This is a genomic window from Streptomyces sp. NPDC087845, from assembly GCF_044742755.1.
GTDB lineage: Bacteria > Actinomycetota > Actinomycetes > Streptomycetales > Streptomycetaceae > Streptomyces.
The window spans coordinates 418,507-441,298 of the sequence record NZ_JBIUVC010000008.1; the positions used below are offsets into that span (position 1 = coordinate 418,507).

24 protein-coding genes and 1 pseudogene are annotated in these 22,792 nt (G+C 69.4%); 10 read left to right on the forward strand and 15 right to left on the reverse strand.

Going from position 1 to position 22,792, the window contains the following annotated elements; genetic code table 11:
• The first annotated feature begins 359 nt into the window (after nucleotides 1-359).
• Nucleotides 360-1,109 carry a DUF4118 domain-containing protein gene (locus ACIOMQ_RS22720; RefSeq protein WP_362206539.1) on the forward strand — a complete coding sequence of 250 codons (750 nt, stop codon included), beginning with the start codon at nucleotides 360-362 and terminating at the stop codon, nucleotides 1,107-1,109.
• A 141-nt stretch (nucleotides 1,110-1,250) separates the two neighbouring features.
• On the opposite strand, the gene ACIOMQ_RS22725 is transcribed toward ACIOMQ_RS22720, so the two are convergent.
• The 6 genes from ACIOMQ_RS22725 to ACIOMQ_RS22750 form a co-directional block, all read right to left on the reverse strand.
• Nucleotides 1,251-1,661 (reverse strand): DUF3592 domain-containing protein, encoded by a 411-nt coding sequence (locus ACIOMQ_RS22725; protein WP_401940055.1) that lies wholly within the window; start codon nucleotides 1,659-1,661, stop codon nucleotides 1,251-1,253.
• Between the two features lie 82 nt (nucleotides 1,662-1,743).
• Nucleotides 1,744-2,373 carry a potassium-transporting ATPase subunit KdpC gene (gene kdpC, locus ACIOMQ_RS22730; RefSeq protein WP_401940052.1) on the reverse strand — a complete coding sequence of 210 codons (630 nt, stop codon included), beginning with the start codon at nucleotides 2,371-2,373 and terminating at the stop codon, nucleotides 1,744-1,746.
• Nucleotides 2,374-2,408: 35 nt separating this feature from the next.
• Complete coding sequence (gene kdpB / locus ACIOMQ_RS22735) at nucleotides 2,409-4,538, reverse strand: potassium-transporting ATPase subunit KdpB (RefSeq protein ID WP_402190040.1); 2,130 nt, start codon at nucleotides 4,536-4,538, stop codon at nucleotides 2,409-2,411.
• Nucleotides 4,538-6,202 carry a potassium-transporting ATPase subunit KdpA gene (gene kdpA / locus ACIOMQ_RS22740; RefSeq protein ID WP_401265396.1) on the reverse strand — a complete coding sequence of 555 codons (1,665 nt, stop codon included), beginning with the start codon at nucleotides 6,200-6,202 and terminating at the stop codon, nucleotides 4,538-4,540. Before kdpA ends, kdpB begins: the two co-directional genes overlap by 1 nt.
• A gap of 11 nt (nucleotides 6,203-6,213) precedes the next feature.
• A complete protein-coding gene (locus tag ACIOMQ_RS22745) occupies nucleotides 6,214-6,303 on the reverse strand; it encodes a potassium-transporting ATPase subunit F (protein WP_401265399.1) in 90 nt (29 codons plus the stop codon).
• 249 nt (nucleotides 6,304-6,552) lie between these two features.
• Nucleotides 6,553-9,072 (reverse strand): DUF4118 domain-containing protein, encoded by a 2,520-nt coding sequence (locus ACIOMQ_RS22750; RefSeq protein ID WP_401265402.1) that lies wholly within the window; start codon nucleotides 9,070-9,072, stop codon nucleotides 6,553-6,555.
• Nucleotides 9,073-9,277: 205 nt separating this feature from the next.
• Here ACIOMQ_RS22750 and ACIOMQ_RS22755 point away from each other — a divergent pair, with 205 nt between their 5' ends.
• Together ACIOMQ_RS22755 and ACIOMQ_RS22760 are read left to right on the forward strand one after the other, a co-directional pair.
• On the forward strand, nucleotides 9,278-9,412 hold the full coding sequence (locus ACIOMQ_RS22755; protein WP_402190043.1) for a hypothetical protein: 135 nt from the start codon (nucleotides 9,278-9,280) through the stop codon (nucleotides 9,410-9,412).
• A gap of 397 nt (nucleotides 9,413-9,809) precedes the next feature.
• Nucleotides 9,810-10,394, forward strand: a complete 585-nt coding sequence (locus ACIOMQ_RS22760; RefSeq protein WP_362206547.1) for a TerD family protein — start codon at nucleotides 9,810-9,812, stop codon at nucleotides 10,392-10,394.
• Nucleotides 10,395-10,419: 25 nt separating this feature from the next.
• Here the strand turns inward: ACIOMQ_RS22760 and ACIOMQ_RS22765 are convergent, their stop codons facing one another.
• Nucleotides 10,420-10,701 carry a transposase gene (locus ACIOMQ_RS22765; protein ID WP_401265408.1) on the reverse strand — a complete coding sequence of 94 codons (282 nt, stop codon included), beginning with the start codon at nucleotides 10,699-10,701 and terminating at the stop codon, nucleotides 10,420-10,422.
• Between the two features lie 99 nt (nucleotides 10,702-10,800).
• On the opposite strand from ACIOMQ_RS22765, the gene ACIOMQ_RS22770 reads away from it, so the two are divergent.
• The gene (locus tag ACIOMQ_RS22770; RefSeq protein WP_402190089.1) at nucleotides 10,801-11,217 is read left to right on the forward strand and encodes a hypothetical protein; all 417 of its coding nucleotides are present in this window, start codon (nucleotides 10,801-10,803) and stop codon (nucleotides 11,215-11,217) included.
• A gap of 222 nt (nucleotides 11,218-11,439) precedes the next feature.
• Here ACIOMQ_RS22770 and ACIOMQ_RS22775 read toward each other — a convergent pair whose 3' ends face one another.
• On the reverse strand, nucleotides 11,440-12,084 hold the full coding sequence (locus tag ACIOMQ_RS22775; RefSeq protein ID WP_402190046.1) for an ATP-binding protein: 645 nt from the start codon (nucleotides 12,082-12,084) through the stop codon (nucleotides 11,440-11,442).
• Nucleotides 12,085-12,199: 115 nt separating this feature from the next.
• Here ACIOMQ_RS22775 and ACIOMQ_RS22780 point away from each other — a divergent pair, with 115 nt between their 5' ends.
• The 3 genes from ACIOMQ_RS22780 to ACIOMQ_RS22790 all read left to right on the forward strand — a co-directional run bounded on the left by ACIOMQ_RS22780 (nucleotide 12,200) and on the right by ACIOMQ_RS22790 (nucleotide 14,291).
• The gene (locus ACIOMQ_RS22780) at nucleotides 12,200-12,682 is read left to right on the forward strand and encodes a MarR family winged helix-turn-helix transcriptional regulator (RefSeq protein ID WP_362206550.1); all 483 of its coding nucleotides are present in this window, start codon (nucleotides 12,200-12,202) and stop codon (nucleotides 12,680-12,682) included.
• A gap of 124 nt (nucleotides 12,683-12,806) precedes the next feature.
• Nucleotides 12,807-14,045 carry a cytochrome P450 gene (locus ACIOMQ_RS22785; RefSeq protein ID WP_402190049.1) on the forward strand — a complete coding sequence of 413 codons (1,239 nt, stop codon included), beginning with the start codon at nucleotides 12,807-12,809 and terminating at the stop codon, nucleotides 14,043-14,045.
• A 36-nt stretch (nucleotides 14,046-14,081) separates the two neighbouring features.
• Complete coding sequence (locus ACIOMQ_RS22790; RefSeq protein WP_402190051.1) at nucleotides 14,082-14,291, forward strand: ferredoxin; 210 nt, start codon at nucleotides 14,082-14,084, stop codon at nucleotides 14,289-14,291.
• 250 nt (nucleotides 14,292-14,541) lie between these two features.
• Here the strand turns inward: ACIOMQ_RS22790 and ACIOMQ_RS22795 are convergent, their stop codons facing one another.
• Complete coding sequence (locus ACIOMQ_RS22795; RefSeq protein WP_402190053.1) at nucleotides 14,542-15,351, reverse strand: hypothetical protein; 810 nt, start codon at nucleotides 15,349-15,351, stop codon at nucleotides 14,542-14,544.
• Between the two features lie 220 nt (nucleotides 15,352-15,571).
• Here ACIOMQ_RS22795 and ACIOMQ_RS22800 point away from each other — a divergent pair, with 220 nt between their 5' ends.
• Entirely contained in the window at nucleotides 15,572-16,588 is a 1,017-nt protein-coding gene (locus ACIOMQ_RS22800) for a LysR family transcriptional regulator (RefSeq protein WP_401265422.1), read from the forward strand.
• Between the two features lie 396 nt (nucleotides 16,589-16,984).
• Here ACIOMQ_RS22800 and ACIOMQ_RS22805 read toward each other — a convergent pair whose 3' ends face one another.
• Nucleotides 16,985-17,629: a dihydrofolate reductase family protein gene (locus ACIOMQ_RS22805; RefSeq protein WP_402190055.1), complete on the reverse strand. Its 645-nt coding sequence runs from the start codon at nucleotides 17,627-17,629 to the stop codon at nucleotides 16,985-16,987.
• A 57-nt stretch (nucleotides 17,630-17,686) separates the two neighbouring features.
• Here ACIOMQ_RS22805 and ACIOMQ_RS22810 point away from each other — a divergent pair, with 57 nt between their 5' ends.
• Nucleotides 17,687-18,226, forward strand: a complete 540-nt coding sequence (locus ACIOMQ_RS22810) for a helix-turn-helix domain-containing protein (RefSeq protein ID WP_362206556.1) — start codon at nucleotides 17,687-17,689, stop codon at nucleotides 18,224-18,226.
• A 55-nt stretch (nucleotides 18,227-18,281) separates the two neighbouring features.
• Here the strand turns inward: ACIOMQ_RS22810 and ACIOMQ_RS22815 are convergent, their stop codons facing one another.
• From ACIOMQ_RS22815 to ACIOMQ_RS22830, 4 genes are all read right to left on the reverse strand, one after another.
• Nucleotides 18,282-18,983, reverse strand: coding sequence for a L,D-transpeptidase family protein (locus tag ACIOMQ_RS22815; protein ID WP_401987298.1), 702 nt, complete (start codon nucleotides 18,981-18,983; stop codon nucleotides 18,282-18,284).
• Nucleotides 18,984-19,113: 130 nt separating this feature from the next.
• A complete protein-coding gene (locus ACIOMQ_RS22820; RefSeq protein ID WP_402190057.1) occupies nucleotides 19,114-20,934 on the reverse strand; it encodes a choice-of-anchor A family protein in 1,821 nt (606 codons plus the stop codon).
• A 565-nt stretch (nucleotides 20,935-21,499) separates the two neighbouring features.
• Nucleotides 21,500-21,670 (reverse strand): hypothetical protein, encoded by a 171-nt coding sequence (locus ACIOMQ_RS22825; protein ID WP_402190059.1) that lies wholly within the window; start codon nucleotides 21,668-21,670, stop codon nucleotides 21,500-21,502.
• Between the two features lie 30 nt (nucleotides 21,671-21,700).
• Nucleotides 21,701-21,859 carry a DUF5707 domain-containing protein gene (locus tag ACIOMQ_RS22830; RefSeq protein ID WP_402190062.1) on the reverse strand — a complete coding sequence of 53 codons (159 nt, stop codon included), beginning with the start codon at nucleotides 21,857-21,859 and terminating at the stop codon, nucleotides 21,701-21,703.
• Between ACIOMQ_RS22830 and ACIOMQ_RS22835 the strand changes: the two genes are divergently transcribed.
• Complete coding sequence (locus ACIOMQ_RS22835) at nucleotides 21,843-22,172, forward strand: NADAR family protein (protein ID WP_402190064.1); 330 nt, start codon at nucleotides 21,843-21,845, stop codon at nucleotides 22,170-22,172. The two genes, ACIOMQ_RS22830 and ACIOMQ_RS22835, sit on opposite strands and share 17 nt — an antisense overlap.
• Before the next feature lie 51 nt (nucleotides 22,173-22,223).
• Here ACIOMQ_RS22835 and ACIOMQ_RS22840 read toward each other — a convergent pair.
• Nucleotides 22,224-22,711 (reverse strand): annotated as a pseudogene (locus ACIOMQ_RS22840) (transposase); the annotation flags it as partial.
• Between the last annotated feature and the right edge of the window lie 81 nt (nucleotides 22,712-22,792).

A 22,792-nucleotide genomic window follows, 5' to 3' on the forward strand; every position in this document is an offset into this window, starting at 1 on the left:
CTGCGCCGAGCATCGTTGGCGCCCCGGCGGTACGGGCCCGGCATCCGGTGGCGCACCTGCTGCTCCGTCCCCTGCCGATGTCCCCGGCACCATTCCGGAGCGTGGGCGGCGGGCGTCATGGCGCCGGTGCTCCCGGAGGGCGGGCCGAGTTCCTCGACGGACTCGGGCAGCGCCACGCGTGCCCTTCACGGGCGTTCGACACGTTGTGCCGGCCCTCGCTACGGGCAGTAGCGGACGAGGGCGGATCCGGCGGACCGGTGCGCCCTCCCGAGCCGATGTCGTCAAGGATCCATCAAAGCGGTCCACAATTGGACACAGGCCCGTCCGTCCCCGTTACACCTGAGGTGGAGGTGTGCCTCATGTCTCTGTACCTCACCCGGAACCAGGTGGCGGTGGGGGCCGCCCTCGCACTGCCGCCGGCCGTGTGCGCGGTGCTGGTGCCCTTCCGGACCGGCATGTCCAACACCGACGCGGCCCTGGTGCTCGTCGTCGCCGTCGTTGCGGTGGCCGCACTGGGCCATCGCCTCGCCGGTGCGCTCACGGCCCTGTCCGCGGCGGTGTGGTTCGATTTCTTCCTCACCCGTCCCTACGGACAGTTCGCCATCGTCAAGGCTGCCGACGTCATCACCGCCGTGCTGCTGCTCGTCGTCGGCATCGCCGTCTCCCAGCTCGCGGCGCGGGCCCGGAAGCTGAAGGTGATCGCCCTCACCGACGACGACTACCTGGCGCAGATCCACCACACCGCCCGGCTGGCCGAGACCGCCACCAGCCCGTACACCGTGATCGACCATGTGTGCCGGCAGCTCGTGGGACTGCTCGGCCTGAACGGCTGCCGCTTCGAATACGGCACCCTCATCGGGCGTCCGCCCCGCCTGGAGGAGGACGGCAGCATTACCTGGGACCGCCACCGGCGCTGGGACGCCGACCGCGACGGTCTGCCGGGCGAGGAGCTGGAACTGCGGGTCTTCCACAACGGACACTTCCACGGCCGGTTCATGCTCCGGCCCGCACCCGGCGCGGCGCCCCCACTCGCCGCGCGGCTGGTCGCGGTGACTCTCGCCGACCAGGTAGGGGCGGCACTCGACACGGCCGGCCGCGCCGGCGTCTGACGGCCCGGACCGCGTCGGCCGAGCCGTTGTCCCGGCTGCCGGTCGGCCCGCACTGCCGACGCCCGGACACCACTCGTAGGACTCCCCCGCAACTCGCAGGACTCCCCTGCGAGAGGCAACGACGAGAAGCTCTCCGGGCTGTCACCGAGCCGCGATCGCGACAACGAGCGCGGTCACCGAGAGCAGTAGGACAAGGGCACCCCCGGCGATGAACACACGGTCGGAACCCACGTGTTCCCGCCCGTGGACGACGACGCTTCGCGGGTCGGCCGGATCGTAGGAGACAAGCACGTCGTCGCCGTCGTCGAGCGGCTTCCGCCGGGTGGGGGGAACGGGACAGACGACTTCCATCACCCTGTCGTCCTCCGTCACGAACTGCAGCAGCGGGCGCGGTGGGGCCGACTCCTCACGGACCTCTCCCGGGCGCCGCTTGACCAGCGCCTGGACGCGCACACCCGTTTCGCTCACACGCCGTGCCTGGCTCAGGCCGTGGGCCCCGACGAGGGCGGCGAGCAGGCCGCCGAACGCGGCGATCCCCGCAAGTACGGCCACGGCTCCCACATCCATGTCACGCCCCCACGCCGGTGTATGTCCTCGCTTCGGCCGCCGTCGCATCGGCGCCCCCACATTCTGGTCACATCAGCCGGGCCAGATCGTGGTTGAGTTCGACGACGTTGACGCGTTCCTGACCCAGAAAGCCGAGAACACGTCCCTGGACGTGGTGGGCGACCAGCTTCCTGACCTCGGCGGGGGCGAGGTGGCGGGCCTTCGCGACGCGGCCGACCTGTTCGTAGGCGTACGCCGGGGAGATCGCCGGGTCGAGCCCGGAGCCGCCGGCGGTGACGGCGTCCGCCGGAACGGACGCGGGCGGGACCCCGTCGAAGGCGGCGACGGCGGCGCGGCGGCTCCTGACGGTCTCGATCAAGTCGGTGTTGTTCGGGCCCAGGTTGGAGGCGCCGGAGACCGTGGGATCGTAGCCCCCGGCAGACGGGCGGGGCTGGAACCACTTGGGGTCGGGGCGCAGCGGCTCCTTGGCGTCTCGGGGATTCTTCTTCGGCAGGGCGAAGTTCTGGCCGATCAGGCTGGAGGCCACCGGCGTGCCGTCCGTCGTCAGCAGGGAGCCGTTGGCCTGGTGGGAGAGGCCGGCCTGGGCGATGCCGGTGACGAGCAGCGGATAGGCGATGCCGGTGATCACGGTGAACGCCAGCAGCATCCGAAGGGCGGCCAGATGGTGCTGGAGTACGGGGGGAAGGTGGGTGCGCACCGTGGGATCGCCTTCTTCTCTCGTCGGGCCGTCCGTCAGCGCAGGCCGGGGATGAACTGGATCAGGAGGTCGAGCAGCTTGATGCCCACGAAGGGCAGTACCAGCCCGCCGAGCCCGTACATCCAGATGTTGCGGCGAAGCAGTGTCGCGGCGGAGGACGGCCGGTAGCGCACGCCGCGCAGCGCGAGTGGGATCAGCGCGATGATGATCAGCGCGTTGAAGACGATCGCGGAGGCGATCGCCGAGGTCGGGCTGTGCAGGCGCATGATGTTGAGCTCGTCGAGGCCCGGGTAGACCACCGCGAACATCGCCGGGATGATCGCGAAGTACTTCGCGACGTCGTTGGCGATCGAGAAGGTCGTCAACGCACCGCGGGTCATCAGCAGTTGCTTGCCGATCTCGACGATCTCGATCAGCTTGGTCGGGTTGGAGTCCAGGTCCACCATGTTCCCGGCCTCCTTGGCGGCCGAGGTTCCGGTGTTCATCGCCACGCCGACGTCCGCCTGGGCCAGCGCGGGCGCGTCGTTCGTACCGTCGCCGGTCATCGCGACGAGCTTGCCGCCTTCCTGTTCGCGCCTGATCAGGGCCATCTTGTCCTCGGGGGTGGCCTCGGCGAGGAAGTCGTCCACCCCCGCCTCCTGGGCGATGGCGCGCGCGGTCAGCGGGTTGTCGCCGGTGATCATGACGGTTCTGATGCCCATGCGGCGGAGTTCGTCGAAGCGTTCGCGCATTCCTTCCTTGACGACGTCCTTGAGGTGGATGACGCCGAGGACGCGGGCACCGGGCGCGTCGCCGTTCCGGGTCACCTCGCCGACGACCAGCGGGGTGCCACCGCTCGCGGAGATGCCGTCGACGATGCCGCCGACCTCTGCCGAGGGGTGGCCGCCGTTGTCACGGACCCAGCGCATCACTGCCGCCGCCGCTCCCTTGCGCAGAGACACGTTCTGCTGAGGATCGTTGAGGTCGACACCGCTCATCCGGCTCTGCGCGGTGAAGGGGACGAACGTCGCCCGGTCCAGTTCGCCCTCGCTCCGGCCGCGTAGCGCGTACTGCTGCTTGGCCAGGACGACGATCGAGCGGCCCTCGGGCGTCTCGTCGGCCATCGACGACAGTTGGGAGGCGTCGGCGAGTTCCTCGACACTCACCCCGTCCACCGGCAGGAACTCGGCGGCCCGGCGGTTGCCGAGGGTGATGGTGCCGGTCTTGTCGAGCAGAAGGGTGTTGACGTCGCCCGCTGCCTCCACCGCGCGCCCGGACATCGCCAGCACGTTGCGCTGGACGAGCCGGTCCATGCCCGCGATGCCGATCGCCGAAAGCAGCGCGCCGATCGTCGTGGGGATCAAGGCCACGACGAGGGCGACGAGGATGACGATGGTCTGCTCGGCCCCTGCGAAGATGGCGAAGGGCTGGAGGGTCGCCACCGCGATCAGGAAGATGATGGTCAGGGATGCCAGCAGGATATTGAGTGCGATCTCGTTGGGCGTCCGCTGCCGCGCGGCCCCCTCCACGAGTGCGATCATCCGGTCGATGAAGGTCTCCCCCGGCTTCGAGGTGATCTTCACGACGATGCGGTCCGAGAGCACCTTGGTGCCGCCCGTGACGGCCGACCGGTCGCCGCCCGACTCGCGGATCACCGGCGCCGACTCGCCCGTGATGGCCGATTCGTCGACGCTCGCGATGCCCTCGACCACATCGCCGTCGCCGGGGATGGTCTGCCCGGCCTCGACGACGACGTGATCGTCCAGACGGAGCGCGACGCCCGGAACCTCCTCCTCTGCGGCGTCGGTCGCGCCGGGCCGCCAGTCCGTGAGACGGCGGGCCGTCGTCGTCGTCCTGGTACGGCGCAGAGTCTCCGCCTGGGCCTTGCCGCGCCCTTCGGCCACGGCTTCGGCAAGGTTGGCGAAGACGGACGTCAGCCAGAGCCATGCCGTGATCACCCACGCGAATACGCTGGGCGTCCTGATGGCCGACAGCGTGGTCAGGACCGCCCCGGCCTCCACGACGAACATGACGGGGTTGTGGACCATCGAGCGCGGATCCAGTTTGCGCAGGGCGTCGGGGAAGGACGTCAGAAGCTGTTTGGGATCGAGCAGTCCGCCCGAGACCCGGCGCTGCTGATTCCCGGCGCCCGGCGGGACGGGAGCGGGAGTGGTGGTCGTGGACATCAGTGCAGACCCTCCGCAAGGGGTCCGAGCGCGAGCGCGGGAAAGTATGTCAGTCCGACGACGATGAGGATCACTCCGGTCAACAGCCCGATGAACTGGGGCCGGTGTGTGGGCAGGGTGCCCGCGGTGACCGGAACGGGCTGCTGCCCGGCGAGCGAGCCGGCGAGCGCCAGGACGAACACCATCGGCAGGTACCGGCCGACCAGCATGACCACGCCGAGCACGGTGTTGTACCAGACGGTGTTGGCGCTCAGCCCGGCGAACGCCGAGCCGTTGTTGTTCGCGGCCGACGCGAAGGCGTAGAGGACCTCGGAGAAGCCGTGCGGTCCGGAATTGAGCATCGCGGCCCTCTCGCCCGCGAACGCCATCGCCAGCCCCGCACCGACGAGGGCGAGCGCGGGTGTGGTCAGGATGTAGAGCGAGGCGAATTTCATCTCCCGGCCCCGGAGCTTCTTGCCCAGGTACTCGGGCGTACGGCCGACCATGAGTCCGGCGACGAAGACGGCGACGATCGCGAGGATCAGGATCCCGTAGAGCCCGGATCCGGTACCGCCGGGTGCGATTTCCCCCAGCATCATGTTGAAGATCGTCATTCCGCCGCCGCCCGGCGTGTACGAGTCGTGGGAAGAGCCGGCCGCTCCGCACGACGTGAGGGTGGTGGACACGGCGAACAGGGCCGAGGCCCAGATCCCGAACCGCGTCTCCTTGCCCTCCATCATTCCGCCGGCCGCGTGACCGGCCGTACTGCTGACGCTGTGCAGTTCGTTGGCGGTCACGATGGCGACCGACGCGGCCCAGATCAATGCCATCACGCTGACGATGGCATAGCCCTGCCGGTTGTCGCCGACCATGGTCCCGAAGGTGCGCGGCAGCGAGAACGCGATGACCAGCATGAGGTAGATCTCGATCAGGTTGGTGAAGGCGTTGGGGTTCTCGAAGGGGTGCGCGGAGTTCGCGTTGTAGAAACCACCGCCGTTGGTGCCCAGTTCCTTGATGGCCTCCTGAGAGGCGACGGGGCCCCCGGTCAGACGCTGGTGCCCGCCCGCGACGGTGGTGATGTCATGGATTCCGTGGAAGTTCTGAACGGTGCCCGCGGCCACCAGGACGAGCGCGAAGACGAACGCAAGGGGCAACAGGACGCGAACGACGATCCGCGTCAGGTCCACCCAGAAGTTTCCGACGCGATCGGTCTTCTTCCTGGTGAAGCCGCGGATCAGTGCGGCGACGACGGCGATGCCGACGGCTGCGGAGACGAAGTTCTGCACCGCGAGGCCCGCCATCTGGACCAGATGGCCCATGGTCGACTCACCCGAGTACGACTGCCAGTTGGTGTTGGTGGCGAAGGATGCCGCGGTGTTGAACGACTGGTCCGTGGTGACCGGCTTCATTCCCAGGGACAGCAGGAGATGGTTCTGCAGGCGCAGGAATGCGTACAGGAACAGTACCGACACGGCGGAGAAGGCCAGGACGCTGCGCAGGTAGATCGTCCACTTCTGGTCCGCGTCACCGTTCACTCCGCCCGCTCGATAGATCAGGCGTTCGACTCGCCCATGATGGCCGTCAACCAGGACGCGAGCCATGTAACCGCCCAGCGGGCGAAACGAGAGACCTAGCGCGACCACCAGGGCGAGTACCTGGAGCCAGCCCGCGAGGGTGTCGTTCATCCGGGCTCTCCCTAGAACTTCTCGGGAAAGACCAGGCAGATGACCAGATAGATCACGAGGCACGCGGCAACGATCAAGCCGACGAGGTTCTCCACGCTCACAGGCGTCCGACCCCCTTGGCGGCCAGGCCGATCAGGGCGAACACCGCCACCGTGAGGCCGATGTACACAACGTCCGACATGTGCGAGGCACCCCGCAGAGTCATGAGGGCGGGGCTGTTCGGCCCTCCCGGCTGGAATGTGGTGTCGATCCCGCACGCGAGGCCGATTCATTTCTGACGCTATATCAGTTGAGGTCGCGCGTGCCCTGCCGCCCTGTGAGCCGATGGGATGACGATGCGGTGTACGGACTCACTCGGCGCCGCCGGATGCTCCGCTGCCGCCGGACGCGGAACCCGGAAGGGTGAGCATCACCGAGAAGGCGGGCCCCTCGGCGGTCGTCTCCAGGGTCCCGTCCATGGCCTCGGTCAAGTCGCGCGACAGCCGCAGAGCCAGGCTGCCGGCCCTGGTACCCGGAGGCCGGGAGGCCCCGGTGCCCACTTCCGGCTCCCGGTCGGACACACCGTCCTCCACCAGAATCGTCACGCGGCCGGCCCGGACCTCGGCGGTGAAGGCGGGGGGCCGTTCCGGCGGGCTGTGACGCAACGCGTCGGCCCCCAGGGCCGTCAGGGCCCTGGTGAGAAGAGCGGCGTCGGCGATCACGTCGGGCAGCCGCTCCGGCATGCGCAGAACGATCGAGTGACCACCGGGCCCGAGGTCGTCCAGAGCAGCGCCCAGCACCTCGTTGAGGTCGACCGGGCGGAGGTACAGAGCGAGCGCCCCGGCGTGCAGACGGCTCACGTCGTCGAGATCGGTGACCAACTGAGCCGCACGGCGCACCGCCGCGCGGGCGGTGTCCAGCAGCTGCGCCTCCTGCGGGCCGGACACCGCGGCACCTCGACGCCGCAAGCGCACGAGCGCTGCTTCGGCGGTGTGCAGCGGAGCACGCAGATCGCGGCCTGCCGCGAGAAGCAGGGATGCCCGGGTGCGTTCGGCGTCGGCGAAGGCGTCCGTGCCGCCGGAACACCCGGCGACCCGCTCCCGGGCATGGGCCAGTCCCAGTTCGGCGGCGCATGCGGCGAGGACGCGTCGGTCCTCCGTACTCAGTCCCGAGCCGCGAGCGGCCAGGATGAGGTTGTCGTCGACGGGGCTTTCCACATCTGCCTCGTAGGGCTTTTCCGGCGGCCGCTCCCCGGCGCTGGCGACCACGTACCAGCGGGGTACGGGCGATGCCTCCGGATCCCTTTCGAGCAGGCTGACCGCACGGAGGCCGAAGTTCTCCCGGATCTGCTCCACCAGTGCCGTCAGATCCTGGCCGCGCATCATGGCGGCGGCCAGGCGGCTCAACGTCCTCGCCTCCGACGTCGCGCGTACCGCCTGGTGCGTACGCCGCGCAGCCGTGCCCGCTGCCGTGCCGACGAGAACGGCCGTGGCGACGAAGACCACGAGTGCGGTGAGCTCGTCGGAGCGCTCCATGGCCAGCGTGTGCACCGGTGCGGTGAAGTAGTAGTCGGCAAGCAGTGCTCCGGCGACGGCGGCGAACAGCGCGGGATAGACCCCGCCGACCAGAGCGACCACGACCACCGCGAGCAGATAGATCACGAGGTCGCTGGAGAGGCCGAGGCTGCCACGCAGCGCGGTCAGCACAAGCGTCAGTACGGGCAGCAGCAGCACGGCGCCGGCCAGCGCGGACCAGTACCGTCTCGGGCCCGTGCCGCGGCTCGGACGCGGAAGCCTCAGCCCAGCCGGCCCTGCCGCCTCCTCGTGGGTGACGAGGTGCACGTCGATCGGGCCGGACCCCCTGATCGCCCGCTCTCCCACACCTGCTCTCAGCAGGGAGGCGAGACGACCGTGCCGGCTCGCGCCCAGCACGATCTGGGTGACGTTCTCCGCCTCGGCGAACTGGAACAGGGCATCGACGACGTCCTCGCCGGTGGTCTGGTGGTAGCTGCCGCCGAGCGACTCCAGAAGGGTGCGCTGGGCTTCCAGTACCGTCGGGTCGAAGCCGGGGAGTCCGTCCTCCGGGACCACGTGGAGGGCCAGCAACTCGGTGCCGGGGGTACGGGTGCTGATCCGCGCGGCACGACGGATGAGGGTCTCGCCCTCCGGCCCGCCGCTCAGGGACACCAGGATGCGCTCCCGGGTTTCCCAGGGAGCGACGATGCCGTGTTCCGCGCGGTAGCGCTGCAGCCCCTCCTCCACCCGGTCGGCGAGCCACAGCAGGGCGATCTCGCGCAGGGCGGTGAGGTTGCCGACCCGGAAGTAGTGAGTGAGGGCGGACTCGATGCGATCCGGCGGATAGATGTCGCCGTGGACCATGCGGCGGCGGAGCACCTCCGGTGGCAGGTCGACCAGTTCGATCTGGTCCGCCCGGCGGGCCACCTCGTCGGGCAGGGTCTCCCGCTGTACGACCCCCGTGATCTGCCGTACCACGTCGTTGAGGGATTCCAGGTGCTGGACGTTGAGCGTGGTGACGACATCGACGCCGGCGGCCAGGAGTTCCTCGACGTCCTGCCACCGCTTGGCGTTGCGGGCCCCCGGAACGTTGGAGTGGGCCAGCTCGTCGACCAGGGCGACCTGGGGACGGCGGGCCAGCACCGCGTCGAGATCCATCTCGGTGAAGAGCGCGTCGCGGTGGCTCAGCGTACGGCGGGCCATCGTCTCCAGCCCCTCGGCCATGGCCGCGGTGGGCCGACGCCCGTGCGGCTCGACGAAGCCGACGACCACCTCCGCGCCCCGTGAACGCAGCCGCTGCCCCTCGGCGAGCATGGCGTACGTCTTCCCGACCCCGGGGGCGGCCCCGAGGTAGATCCGCAACCGTCCACGTGCCACCGGCGGACTCCTGCCCAGGTCACCCCCATGACGTGCTCGCGCCCTTCCATGGTGCGCCCCTCGCAACCGTTCCACCCGACGACACCGGTCCGGAGCCGCCAAGAGCACCCCGGCGCCCCGCTGCCCGCCCCGGTCGGGCGAAAGCACGATGCGCCTGACCCGTCGGAGAATGGAGCCGCATGTACTCGGATGCGGTCCGGCCGGCATGCTGGCGGCAACGGTCATGCCCGACTGCACCTGGCTGAGCGCACCGGGCTTCAGCCGGCTCCTGGAGGCGACGGTGGACGCCGGACTGGCGTACGCCAAGCGGGGGGTGGCCCGCATTCTCGACGCACCGTGAACGGAAGATTGCCACGACCCGAGTCACGGGTACGGGCGTCCGGGTCCGCAGTCGCTACTCGTGGCTCCGGGGCTCTTGGGGCTCTTGGGGCTCTTGGGGCTCAATCACGGTGCCGGCCGTGATCAGTTGCGTGCTGCTCTCGTCCGGCGAACATCGGACGGGCGGAGCAGCCGGAGCGAGCGGAGTGGGCGATGACGACGGCGGGGGCGACAGCGGGGGCGACGGCGACGGGTGCTCCTGTGTCGCGGAGGCGCGTTTCGCAGCAGGGGCGTGGCCCTGTACTGACACAGGAAGAAAAGGGACGAATCCACAACCGTCGGACCAGGTGTGCAGGACTTCGAAGGCCCCAGGCACACTCTGTGTGTCGCATTCCCGTCGTCAAGAGGATGATTCACGCATGATTACGCTCAAGAAGGAAGACGGCCCGGCCGATCTGGACGGAGTGACCCATCTGTCCATCGGAGTGTCCTGGGATCCAACTGCCGGCAGCAGCGGCGGGGTGATGGGAATGCTCCGCCGCAAGTCCGGTACCGACCTCGACCTGATCGCCATCGCGATGCAGGGCGGAGACCCGGTGCGCCTGGCGGGACTCGATTCCCTCGATCCCATGGGGAACGGCTCCTTGGTTCACAGCGGTGACAACCAGACCGGGCGTGGGGACGGCGACGACGAGACGGTGACGGTCGAGTTCGCGCGGATACCGCCCAACATCACGTCGATAGTGTTCGTCGCCGCCGCTTACAAGAAGGGCAGTTCCTTCCAGAAGGCGCGCAACATCAGCTTCAAGGTGTACGACGCGACCGGGGGCAGCTCCCAGCAGGTCGCCGACATCTGGCCGAGCCTGCTCACCCAGGACAACGGCTGTGCCGTGGCCAAGGCCGTACGCGTCAGCGACAGCTGGAAGCTCGAAGTGATCAATACGACGGGGAAGATCAAGCAGGGCAGCGAGCATGCCCTGATGCGCTTCGCCGTCAGCAAGTAGCACGCAATGACCGGCCCGGCCCCATCTACGTCTGCTCGGTGGACCGCCGGGCGGTCTCGCGTTCTCCGGCGCCGACCAACTGCGCCTCGCAGGCGTCCGCGACGGCTTGAACTCGGACACGGGGTCCGAGTTGGCAGCTGCCGGTCTTCCCGGACGTGCCCGCGTACTGCCGCCCCGCCCCCGGCGATGCAGCGCCCTTCCCGATGAACCCGGTGTCGTCGGTGATCAGCTCACCGCCGGAGCCAAGCCGTTCACCGACCCGCGCAATGGCCGTTTCGCCATGAGGTCGCGGAGAGGGTGCGGTCACCCCCTGCTTCTTCCGTAGGATCGCGGCATGCCCGCTGACGAACGCGTGACCCGGTCCTCATTCGCCGGTCGTATCCAGCCGATATCCGTTCCTCAACCGATGCCACGGCTGCCCCGGCGGATCTGGTCGGATGACGACTGGGAGCGGATCCGACGTGGCTACTCTTCACGGGACATGGACGAAAAGTGGGACGTCTTCACGGAGGGCGACGTCGTCTTCCTGCACCGGAGCTGGACCGGCAACGGAGTCTTCGCGGCGACCTTCGCGCCGGTTGACGACGGTGGGTGGCGAATCGCTGGTGCCGTGGTCGAACGTGATCGCGAGCGCTATCGGGGTGCGGACGACGACTATGACTGCTTGATGCTCGAGTTGGTGATCAGTGCGATCGTGCTCGGCGAGGCGGCGCCTGATCTCCGAGCGGAACCGGTGGAGTTGACGCGCCAGAAGTCGGGCTCTGCCGATGCGCCGGCCGGTATCATTCAGCACAGCGCCTTGGGGCTGCGCTCGGCTCCCTGACTGATCGTGCAGTGGCGTGACCTGCCGAAACCGTTCGGATCCCGGAAGACGGCCCATGAATGGCACCGGCTGTGGTCGGCCGACGGAGCCTGGGAACGGTTGCTTCAGGAAGCTCAAGCCCGCGCTGGACAGGATCCGCGCTCCGAGACCCGGACCCGGCGGGCCGCGCAAGAAGCCCGACAGCCTCACGACCGACAAGGCACACAGCAACCGGCCGTGCCGTCAGTACCTGCGTCGACGCGGCATCCGGCACGCTTCCAGAGAAGACCGACAGCCGAGCCGCCTGTTTTCTGCGGTGACCGGCCGGGCTGGGCCGGACGGTTTCGACGGTGTGGCCGGCATGCGTTGTTGTCGCAGGGCGGCCGGAAGGCGTCGTCCGGGAGGGGGCGCTGCCGGTGGCCGAGGGGAGACGCGCGCGGTGTTCACGTCGGCCCAGTGGATGGCGCGTCCGGCCTCTTGGCGGTCGCCGTGCGCGGCGGTGAGCCTGTCGATGATCTCCAGCCCGCGGCCGTGCTCACCGGGAGCACAGCCGGCTGCCCAGTCGCCGTCCCTGGCGGCAGGGCCTCCGTCGGCGACTTCGATGTGCACCCGCCGGGTGCCCGGGTCGCGGCTCAGTTCGAGGTTCAGTGGAGGCTGAGCGTGCTCCACGGAGTTGGTGACGAATTCGGATACGGCCAGCAGCACCGTGTCGGCCGCTTCCTCGGCGACCTTCCACCGGGCGAGGACCTCTCTGGTGATCTTGCGGGCCTCCCCGGCGGCTTCCGGGCTGTGGGCCAGGGGCCAGGCACTGCCCGATGCCTGCGGGGGCCGGCGGGCGCCCTGCGACGGGGAGCCGGCCGGGGCAAAGGCGTAAGTCACAGTGATCATCTTCCTCCGGCACCGGGTGGCACCTTGAATCCGACTGGAACTCCAAATAGCCCTAAAACCATCTATAGCACTTTTTATATAGACAGTCTATATAAAAAGTGCTATGTGTGGAGGTATGGATGAGACGCTCGAAGAGGGCCCCACGAAGGTGGCGGCGGCGCTGCACGAGCTGGTCACCGGGATGGTCAGGCTCCTTCTGCTGAACCGGCAGGGGATGAGTCTGACCACCGCCGCGGTGCTGGACAGGCTGGAGCGGGAGAGTCCGATCCGGTTGACCGTGCTGGCTGCGGCGGAGGGTGTGACCCAGCCGTCGATGACCGTGCTGGTGCAGCGGCTGGAAGCCCAGGGCGTGGCATCGCGAGTGGCCGATCCGGAAGACGGGCGGGTCCGCCTCGTCGCCATCACGGATGCCGGTCGCGAGCTGCTGGCCCAGCGCCGCCGGGCGGGAGATGCCCGGGTGGCCGGCCTGCTGGCCGCGTTGCCCGAGCAGGACGTGCGGGCGCTGGCGGAGGCCATGCGCACGGTCATGCCCATCGTCCGGCGCATGCTCGGGACAGCTCCGCGGCTCGGGGCCAAGACCGGCGGACCGGCTTCCTGAACCTCCGGGCCGCGCTCTTCAGCACCTCCTCCTGCAGGCCGGACCCACCCCGTCGCGCCCCGCGCGCCGGGCCCCGGTCCTGGTGCCTGCTTCCCTATCGGATTTCCGGAGAGGGCGGAGAACCATGAGCATCATCTCGGCACCCGGCACTGATGCACCGCCGGCGGAGGTACCGGACTACCCCATGACCCGGGCGGCCGGCTGCCCGTTCGACCCGCCGCCGGCCCTGCGCACCCTGCAGACCCAGGCTCCGATCGGCCGGGTACGGCTGTGGGACGGCAGCACCCCGTGGCTGGTCACTCGCTATGAGGACATGCGGGCGCTGCTGGCCGATCCTCGGATCAGCTCGGACAGCACCCGCCCGCACTACCCCCATCAGTCCCCGGCCTCTCTGGAGCGCCGGAGGCAGTCGCGGAGCTTCATCGTGATGGACGATCCGGAGCACGCTCGGCTGCGCCGGATGGTCACCGCGGCCTTTTCCATCAAGCGTGTGGAGGCGCTGCGGCCGATGATCCAGAAGATCGTCGACGGGCTGATCGACGCGATGCTCGCCGGACCGAAGCCGGTGGACCTGGTCCAGGCGTTCGCGTTGCCGGTGCCGTCATTGGTGATCTGCGAGCTGCTCGGTGTCCCGTATGCCGACCACGACTTCTTCCAGTCCAACAGCAGGATGCTGATCAAGCGCACGGCCACGCCGGAGCAGGCGCGGGCGGCCGTCCAGCGGCTGACCGACTACCTGGACGGGGTGATCGGAGGCAAGCTCGCCCACCCGGCCGCCGACCTGCTCTCCACGCTGGCCGCGCGGGTCGAATCCGGTGAGCTCTCCCGTCGTGAAGCGGCCAACATGGGTGTGCTGCTGCTGATCGCCGGGCACGAGACGACGGCGAACATGATCGCGCTGGGCACATTGACCCTGTTGCACCACCCGGACCAGTTGGCTCGGCTGCGCGAGAGCGACGATCCGAAGGTGATCGCCTCGGCGGTCGAGGAACTCCTGCGCTATCTGAACATCGTGCACAGCGGACGGCGCCGGGTGGCCTTGGAGGACATCGAGATCGGCGGCGTGACCATCCTCGCCGGCGACGGCGTCATCCTCGCCAACGACATCGGCAACCGCGATCCCGCCGCCTTCCCCGACCCCGACCGGCTCGACATCGGCCGCAACCCCCGCCACCACGTGGCCTTCGGCTTCGGCGTCCACCAGTGCCTGGGCCAGCCACTGGCCCGGGTCGAGCTGCAGGTCGTCTACGGCACCCTGTTCCGCCACGTCCCGACCCTGCAACTGGCGGCGGACCTCGACGAGATCCCGTTCAAGCACGACGGGCTCGTCTACGGCGTCTACGAACTGCCCATCACCTGGTGACCACGGCCAAGTGCCGTGCAGGAAAAGGAGGATCCGATGAAGGTGATCGTCGACCGGAACAAGTGTGTCGCCTCCGGCCAGTGCGTGCTGACCACGCCGGAGGTGTTCGACCAGGACGAGGAGGACGGCATCGTCGTCCTGCTCACCGAGACCCCGCCTGAGCACCTGGTCGGCAGCGTCCGGCAGGCCGCCGCCCTCTGCCCGGCCCGGGCGATCTGGGTGCAGGAACAGGAGAAGAAGGAGTGAAACAGCAAGGGCCGCCACCAGCGCATGAGCGGACCGGAACGCACCCCGGCGTTGGCAGGCCCGCGCATCTCCGGCCGCAACACGCGTGGCGAGCGGGAACGGCTCGCGCCGTTCCCGCTGGTGAGCAGCCCATGACCACCGCCCTGCGGAAGGCCGGACCCGCGAACTGATCGCCTGAGTACGTCCGGCGCGAGAACGACTCGGGACCTGCCCGCCAGGCGTCCGACGCGGTGAACCGAGGTCCCTGGCGCTACCGCCGCCGTATCTCGACCTCGGCGCGGATCGCCCGCATGATCGGGGCGACGTCGACGGCGGTGAAGCCGAGCTTGGTGCTGGTGCCGTCGGCCTTTGAGATGAGGGTGATGCCGGCGGCGGTGGTCGGGGTGAACCAGGAGCACGTGGAGACCGCTGTGGCAAGCAACTCGGTCTGGACCAGGACGGTGTTGCAGATGGCCCGGCCGCCGTGCTCGCCGGGCTTGGCATCAATGGCGCTGGTGGTGGTCCGGTCACCGGCGCCGTCGTTGTTGACCGCGGGGAGGTGGTCGAGGATGTCGTGCATATGGTCGGGGTCGAAGCCGCTGCCGGTGACCCCCGTGTAGAAGATCCACGCACCGTCCGCCCGGTCGTCGTAATAGGCGTGTACCGGTGTGCCGGACACGCCGAGACGCGCGGCGTTCTGCCGGGTATCGGCGTTGAACCGCCGCACCATGTCCGCCGGTGGCCGGCGCTGCGGATAGCCGGCCGCGACCTGCGGGGCGGTGAGCGCCCACGAGGCGCCGCCGTCGCCGCCGTCAGAGGTTCCTCCCCCGGCCGCGCTCCCGGCTGAGGCTGGGTCGGTGGCACCGCCCTTGGTGGTGCCACCACCCCCAGTCGTCGCGGGGTCGGCCGCACCGCTCTGAGCAGCGGGACGGACGGGGCCGTTGGCCGCGCCGTTGGAAGGGCCGCAGGCCGACACCAGGGGCAGCCCCAGCAGGGTGCAGACCACGGCCAGCGCGGCAGTGGACCGGCCGGGACGCAGAGCGGAAGACGCTCGGACACGCTTGGGAACGGAACTGGCCACGTGCGGCCTCCTTGTGAACGGGACATGACCGGGCTTCGGGCATGCCTGTGCCAGGGTGGGTGCCGGCTGAAGCCCTCGGGATATCGGCAAGTTTCGCAGCTGCACGGCTGCGAGGCAGCCCCGTTGCGCAGCAGTGCTTACCCCCCTCGACAGCAGAGCTGGCGGTGCGCCGGTACAGTCCGTGGCACGGTTTTCCCCGACGCAGAGGAGCGCGGCGCGCATGGACCTCGACCCCAGGCGCTTGCTGGTCCTGAGCGCAATCGCACAGAGCGGCGGCCTCGCTCCGGCGGCGCGCGTGCTCGGCCATACCCGTTCGGCGGTCTCACAGCAACTGGCCCGGCTGGAGAGGGAGGTGGGCCTGCCGCTGGTCGACCGTTCGGGCGCACGACTGGAACTCACGGCGGCCGGACGGCTGCTCGCCGCCACCGGAGAGCGCATCGGCAAGGAACTCGGCCTAGCGGTGCAGCAGTTGGGCTCCGTGAACCAACAGGTCATTCAGGGGCCGGTGGCGATCGGGGCGACGTCGTGGGTGCTTGCCCGGATCGCGGTCCGGGCGCTGCGGTCGCTCGCCCTGTTGCACCCGCAGGTCGAGCCGAGGTTCGTGGAGGCCGGGTTGCCGGACGGCCTGCGGCAGCTGCGGCTGGGCGAGCTGGACGTCCTGGTCATCACCGACGACCGGGAGACCGCACTGCCGCTGCCGCCCTCGGTGCAAGCCCAGGTACTGAGCGAGGACGACTACCGTGTGGTCGTCCCGGCCACCTGGGTCGTTCCGACCGCCGCCGCCGAACTCTCCGGCCGTGCTTGGATCAGCGCCCCTGCGCACTCTGCTCGCGGTCGCGCCTTCACCCGGTTCGCGAACGCCCACGAGGTCGTGCCGTCGGTCGAGCACCTGGCCGATCACTTGATGGCCGTCCAGGCACTGTTGGCCGGGCAGGTCGGTGCTGCGGTCCTGCCCGCTTATCTCGCGGCCCAGTTGGAGAACGTGACGGTGACGACGCTTCCCGTCACCGGCAGCCAGATCACGCGGACGCTCTTCCGCACCGGCCACGGCGGCAGCGCTCTGGCTGCCCGGGTGGTGGCCGAAGCGTTGAAGCAGGCGGCCCGTGACTACGCCGAGGCGGCAACCGTCGCCGGACGCACGAGGGGCGACATCGTCATCCGTCCGCTGCACGACCCGTCCGAGGCGCCTCCGGCCTCACCCCCTCGTCGCACACCGGGCAGTTCGCGAAGCCGCTGACAGCGCCAGCTCCTCGGGGCGCCGCTCGGACTGCCCAGGAACCCCTTCACCGGTCGGCCGAGCCTCCGGCGTCCGCAAGAGCGCCCTCTTTCCTGTACCGCACCGCACACGGAACACGCGAGTCCCCTCTGATCGGCACCGGTGGGGCGGGCACGACGACACCACGCCCGCCCCACCGGACTCAAACGAAGAGCAACCTGCACCTGCGACCGCCATGCCCGCGCACACCGGCCGCAACTCCACGGCGTGCCGCGGCTGCGCCACGACGGGCGCCCTCCGCCGGCTGATCTGCCGCCCTGCCGGCACGTAGGACCGAAGCGCTGTGCCTCTGCCACTCGTCAGGGACCTGAACCCGCGTCACGTCGAAGGGCGCGGGGCACGTCGGCGCGCCCCCGGTCACCGTCGCCAGAAGAAGTGATGCACCACCCCACTCGGGCTCGGGATCTGCTCCAAATGAAAGCGGTCGACAAGGACGTCGGGACTGGCCCACAACCTCTCGCCGTGACCGATCTCGACCGGCGCGACGGCGAAATGCATCGTGTCGATGAGATCGGCGTCGAGAAACTCCCGGACCGTGGCAACACCGCCGCCGATCCGCACGTCCTTGCCCTCCGCGGCATCGAAGGCCCGCGCCAGCGCCTCCTTCGGAGACGCGTCGAGGAAGTGGAACGTGGTGTCCCCCAGAGTGATCGAGGGTCGCTCATGATGAGTAAGGACGAACACCGGCGTGTGGAAGGGGGGTTCTTCCCCCCACCACCCTTGCCAGTCGTAGTTCTCCCATGGCCCCCGCTGCGGACCGAATTTGTTGCGCCCCATGATCTCGGCGCCGATGTTGTTGGTGAAGTCGCGAGTGCAGTAGTCGTCGAGACCGTAGGTGCCGCCCGGTTCGGTCCGGGTGGCGCAGTGAGCGGTGGCACCCGACCAGGAGAAGAGCGGACCCGCATCGGCGTCGCCGAACGGGCGCTCAAGGCTTTGCCCCTCCCCGGAACCATAGCCGTCACTGGATAAGTTGAAGTTCTGAACGCGGACCAACTGAGTCATCGAAACCCCTTCCGGTTGCAATATGCAATCGGTTAACAACCTACTTAGACTGATCTCATGACGCAACCAGTTCCTCACGACAAGCTCCCGGTACCCCCGGGCAAGTCCGGCTGCCCGATCAACATGACGATCGAGCTCCTCGGGGACCGGTGGAGCCTGATCGTCCTGCGCGACATCATGTTCGGCGGCAGCACCCACTTCCGCGAGCTGCTCACCGCGTCCATCGAGGGCATCGCGTCGAACATCCTGGCCGGCCGCCTCGCGAAACTCGTCGCCGCGGGCCTGCTCACCCGCGACGACGACCCGAGCCACCGCCAGAAGGTCGAATACCATCTCACCGAGGCGGCGATCCAGCTCGTCCCGGTGATGGCCCACCTGGGCGCGTGGGGTGCCTACTGGTTGGACACGACGCCGGAACTGACGGTGCGAGCCGAACTGCTGGCGGCCGGGGGTCCCCCGCTGTGGGAGCGGTTCATGGCCGAACTCCGCGCCACGCACCTGGCTGGAGGGTCGGCACCCGCAGATGGGGTGCTTGCGGAACTGACCGCCGCGTATCACGAAGCTGTCGCCGAGCGTGGAGACAAAACAGCTGGATAGTCCGTGTGCCGCCCCATCCGCAGACCGGTGCCGGGGCGGTCCTTGAAGACGGACCTCAGACGGCCGTGCCGGGCTTCGTCCCCCATACGTAGACGGCGTCGTCGATGCCGAGGAGCTTCCACAGGGAGGCCGCGTCGTGGACGGTGAGGTTGACGCAGCCGGCGGAGCCACCGCCGTCGAAGAGGTTGCCCGGGTGCCCGTGCAGGGCCTGCCCTCCGTCGAAGAACTGCGCGTACGGCATGGGGGCGTTGTCGTACAGCGTCGAGACGTGGTCCTTGTCGCGCCAATAGATGGCGTGCCAGCCGGGCCGGGTCTCCTGCGCGTCGCGGCCCGTGCGGATCGGTACCGGGCGGAAGTCGATCCGCTTGCCGGTCTGCACCCACAGCAGTTGCCGGTCCATGTCGACGCAGGTGACCCGGTAGGTACGGACCGGGCAGTGTCCGGCGGCGTTGGGGTTCGCGGCAGCCTTCACCGCAAGCATGAAGCGGTAGGTGGCCAGGTCCGCGTACCCGTCGGTACGAGGTACCGCGTGCTTCGTCTGGAAGGCGCGGACGGCCTCACAGTCCGCCTCCGACTGGATCCCGTCCACGGGTCGGCCGAGGTACTGCTCCATCGGCCGCTGGTAGGGGCCGGTCGACGCGGTGCAGCCGGCGCGGGCCGGGGCAGCGATTGCGTCCGGGGCGGCGAGCACCGTGGACACGAGGGCTGCTGCCGCCGAAGCGGCGGCCACGACACCGGATATGAGGGCAGGGCGCACGGCGTGAACCTCCTGGCGCGCGGGGGGACGGTCCCTGCCAGTGAATCAGCGCGCCGGTCCGGCCGCCCAGGTGTGGGCGGCCGAACCGGTGAGCGCCCCGGTCCCGGAGCGGGGCGGGGTGTACGCCGCATCACCTGTTCTTGCAGTCCTTGCCCTTGCACGGCTCGCCGCGCTTGTTGGAGAGCTTGACGCTCACTCCGGTGGAGCTGTTGCGCTCGGTCACCGCGTAGGGCCCGGAGACCGGGTTCTCGGGCAGGACATATCCTTCGGGCACAGCCGTCTCACGCAGGTAGTACTCGCCGAGCGGCAGGTGGTCGAAGGTGCACAGCCCGGCGCCGTCGGTGGCGCAGCCTGGGCCGACCCGGGTGTCGGGGGTCGCACCGGTGGTCTGCAGTCCGGCGACGCCGTTGGTCTCGCGCCAGGTCTCGAACACGGCTCCCGTCAAGGGGCGGCCGTTCTTCCGGTCGGTCTTGGTCAGGTGGATCGAGCCGGTTGTGGGCGGTACGGAGGTGCGGGTGTCGCGGGCCACGGCCTCGACTCCGTGGTCCGCGTTGTCGTCGGTGAGGGTCAGCGGACCGAACACGGCGGGGTCGGGCAGGTCGTAGCCGACGGGGGCCGAGGTCTCGCGCCAGTAGTAGGTGCCCGTCGTGGTGGTGACGGCGCAGCGCCCGTCGGCGGCGGTGGTGCAGGTGCTCACGCGGGTGTCGGGGCTCGTTCCGGTGGTCTGCAGTCCCGGCGTGCCGTTGGTCTCGCGCCACAGTTCGAACCCGGCGCCCGGGAGTGCTTTTCCGGTCTCGGCGTCGGTCTTGAGGACCCGCACCTCACCGGTGACCGGGGTCGTCCCCGAGCAGTCGGGCAGGTCGCCGTTGAAGGGGTAGGCGTGGAACTCCTGGCCGCCGCCTCCCGTCGCGGAGCTGGTGTGGGTCAGGGAACCGGTGGTGAAGAAGCGGCCGTTGATGCCGGGCAGGGTCACGGTCGTCATGGACGACTGGTCACCCATCAGGAAGCTGCCCTGCATCTGTCCGGTGCCGTTCAGGTGGACGGAGGTCGCGTCCGGGACGTTCCACAGCAGTCGCTCGCGGTAGGAGTTCAGCGGGTCGGTACTGTCGTCGATGCCGCCGCTGAAGGTGTTGATGGTGCGATTGCCGCCCAGGATGTTGACCAGGATCGTGGCGCCGTCGGGGATGTTCTGGAAGACGATTCCCTGCTGGCGGCCGCCCGGCGCGGTCAGGTCGAAGTCCACGTTGAAGACCTGGAGCGAGGACGTTCCGTCGCCGCGGAACACGGTCTGCGTGCCCTGGTTGACCGCTGTGCCCGTGGCGTGCCGGGGCCGGCCGTCGACCCGGGCATAGCATCGGCTGGCCGTGGTCAGCTGGTTCCGCAGGCCCGTGTAGGGCTGAGCGGCGTTGGGGTCGTGGACGAGTCGTCCGGTCACCGTGCCGGACTCGGTCCCCGCGTACCGTACGACGCCCTGTTCGCCGATCAGTCCGCCGGTGGTGTCGAGGCGCTGGCCACTCGCGATCGTCACGTTCCTGCCGGTGGTCAGGAAGTCCGCCCCGTTCGGCGGCGGCACGCGCGAGCCCACGCCGACGATCCCGAGGTTGTACAGGCCGCTGGCCGCCGCGTCCTTGTTCTGGTCGAAGTTGTCGAGCACGACCACGCGGCCCTCGGCCTCCGCCGCCCGGCCGCGCACCAGGAAGTCGTTCCCGACGAAGATGTTGATGGCGTTGTCGCGGCCGGTGATCGGCCCGTTGTTGATTCCGGGGAACGGGTTCGGGCAGGAGCCGGGAACGCATGGCCCGAGGCCGCCCGGAAGCGGGGCCGCGTAGGCGGGAACCGCTCCGAGGCCAAGGGTGAGGGCGGGCACGGTCGCCGCCGCTACGGCCAAGGCCGTTCCGGTGGCGCCGACACGGGCACGCAGCGCGCCGAAGTGCTGGGAGATGGGTCTCATGAGGGGAATGGTCGATGGCTCCCCCGTACAAACCGACTGTATGACACGTACCGGTGATCGGATCTCGCGACCTATCTCATGCGAACGGAGTATGCCGGTGGGTCCCCGGGCCGATCGGACGGGTGCCCAGGCGTACCGGGCCTCGTCGGCCGACGCTGCCACGCCCCACGGCGAGCATCATGCGACCGTCGGCCGGTGCGGTTGAGCGGGGCCGATGGCCGGGTGCCCTCTCGGTGTGCCGGCTTCCAGGTGCCGGACCTGGACCGCGGACAAACCGCGTCATCGGCAGCCACCAGGAACCATCGGGAGTCATCGAAAGCTATCCGGGATTGCCGGCCTGGCCTTCCGGGGCAGAGGGGGCACGATCTCTTCAGGCACGTGAGGCACGGTCAGGCGCCGTTCCGGTGCTCGGCGTACAGGTCGCGCCGTTGTCCCGGCGCAGCCGCTTCTCGCATCCGCCGTCGTTCCAGGGTGCCGCCGATCGGAGCATCACGCGGACACCTCGCAGAACGGGCGGGCGTGGCGGGGCGGCCGGGCGCCTCGGAGTCGCCGGCCGCGGCGGCGGTCAGCGTGTGACATCGAAGGCGGCGGCGCGGGACACGAATGTCGCGTCCCCGTCCTTGGCCGTCACCAGCGCCGAAACGTACCCGGTGCCCCAAGCCATCTCGGCCGCCTCCTCCTTCGTGGCCCACAGCGTGTAGGTGCAGTGGGACATCTCGGCCGTGGCGCTCTCCACGGACCGAAGCTCCGCCTTGGTCGGATCGAGCTACGAACTCGCGGGCCAGACAAGGACTTTGGGACTTCGAATGCCCGAGTGGTCACGCGCGTCCGCGGTGAAGGCAAGTGTGCCCGCGCTGCCGTTGGACGGAGCGACGTAGCGGGCCGAGCCGTTCTCCAGGGTCGGCTCCGTGGCGGCCGAGGCCATTGCGAGGGGCCCGCACGCCTTGCGTGCCGCCGAGTTGGGCCGTGCCCCGTCCAAACCGTTACGGCGGGACTGGGACCGGGTCAAGGACGACGTGATGCGTCGTGCCGTGGCGACCAAGTTCCGAGCGCGCGCGGACATCCGCGACATCCTGTTGTCCACCGCCGACGAAGAGATCGTCGAGGACACCACCACCGACCACTACTGGGGCCGCGGCAGGACCGGTACTGGCAAGAACATGCTCGGCCGGATCCTGATGCGCACTCGCAATCAACTTCGCGCCGAAGTCCAAGGAAGTCGCGATCGCTCCGGATAGTGCCCTGTGAAGTGATCGCTCATGCCGTGGCCAGAAGGGGCGGCGGGCTGGTCAGGCCGTGTCGGCGAGGGGGCGTCCGCCCCAGCGGAGGCCCTTCTCGCTGCGGATGCGTGCACGTCCGCGGCGTTGGGCGGCCAGGACGTCAGGGTGGCGTGCGTTGGCGTTGCGCCAACGGAGGCAGCAGTGCAGATCACGGGTCTGGACGGTGTGGTTGGGGTGGTTGGAGTTGGCGAGGGTGAACTGCCGCAGCGGGCAGAAGTGCGCCTCGATGGGGTTGGCCCAGGAGGCGTTGGTCGGGGTGAAGCACACCTCCACCTTGTTCTTCCGGGCCCACTCGCGGATCTCGGCGCCCTTGTGGGCGGAGAGAGATTGTCCGTGATCACCTAGACGGGGGCGCCGTCGGGGTGAGCGGCGCGGATGGACTTGAGAGCGGCCAGGCTGTTGGCGGTGCCCTTGCGGCAGCGGTTGACGCCCCAGAGGGGGGCGTCGCCGAGGGAGTAGCAGCCATGGAAGTAGGTCACACCGTGGGTACGGTGATAGGGGCTCTTCGAAATTGGTGGGGGTTTGAGCGCCGGACGGGGTTCCACTGTGGACCCTGACTGATGTATGCCCGCAGCTCT

Coding starts and splice junctions, on each gene's coding strand:
- ACIOMQ_RS22720 (WP_362206539.1), top strand. CDS start 360: ATGTCTCTGTACCTCACCCGGAACCAGGTGGCGGTGGGGGCCGCCCTC.
- kdpB (WP_402190040.1), bottom strand. CDS start 4,538: ATGTCCACGACCACCACTCCCGCTCCCGTCCCGCCGGGCGCCGGGAAT.
- kdpA (WP_401265396.1), bottom strand. CDS start 6,202: ATGAACGACACCCTCGCGGGCTGGCTCCAGGTACTCGCCCTGGTGGTC.
- ACIOMQ_RS22755 (WP_402190043.1), top strand. CDS start 9,278: ATGCTGGCGGCAACGGTCATGCCCGACTGCACCTGGCTGAGCGCACCG.
- ACIOMQ_RS22760 (WP_362206547.1), top strand. CDS start 9,810: ATGATTACGCTCAAGAAGGAAGACGGCCCGGCCGATCTGGACGGAGTG.
- ACIOMQ_RS22770 (WP_402190089.1), top strand. CDS start 10,801: ATGCCACGGCTGCCCCGGCGGATCTGGTCGGATGACGACTGGGAGCGG.
- ACIOMQ_RS22775 (WP_402190046.1), bottom strand. CDS start 12,084: ATGATCACTGTGACTTACGCCTTTGCCCCGGCCGGCTCCCCGTCGCAG.
- ACIOMQ_RS22780 (WP_362206550.1), top strand. CDS start 12,200: ATGGATGAGACGCTCGAAGAGGGCCCCACGAAGGTGGCGGCGGCGCTG.
- ACIOMQ_RS22785 (WP_402190049.1), top strand. CDS start 12,807: ATGAGCATCATCTCGGCACCCGGCACTGATGCACCGCCGGCGGAGGTA.
- ACIOMQ_RS22790 (WP_402190051.1), top strand. CDS start 14,082: ATGAAGGTGATCGTCGACCGGAACAAGTGTGTCGCCTCCGGCCAGTGC.
- ACIOMQ_RS22800 (WP_401265422.1), top strand. CDS start 15,572: ATGGACCTCGACCCCAGGCGCTTGCTGGTCCTGAGCGCAATCGCACAG.
- ACIOMQ_RS22805 (WP_402190055.1), bottom strand. CDS start 17,629: ATGACTCAGTTGGTCCGCGTTCAGAACTTCAACTTATCCAGTGACGGC.
- ACIOMQ_RS22810 (WP_362206556.1), top strand. CDS start 17,687: ATGACGCAACCAGTTCCTCACGACAAGCTCCCGGTACCCCCGGGCAAG.
- ACIOMQ_RS22820 (WP_402190057.1), bottom strand. CDS start 20,934: ATGAGACCCATCTCCCAGCACTTCGGCGCGCTGCGTGCCCGTGTCGGC.
- ACIOMQ_RS22830 (WP_402190062.1), bottom strand. CDS start 21,859: ATGGCCTCGGCCGCCACGGAGCCGACCCTGGAGAACGGCTCGGCCCGC.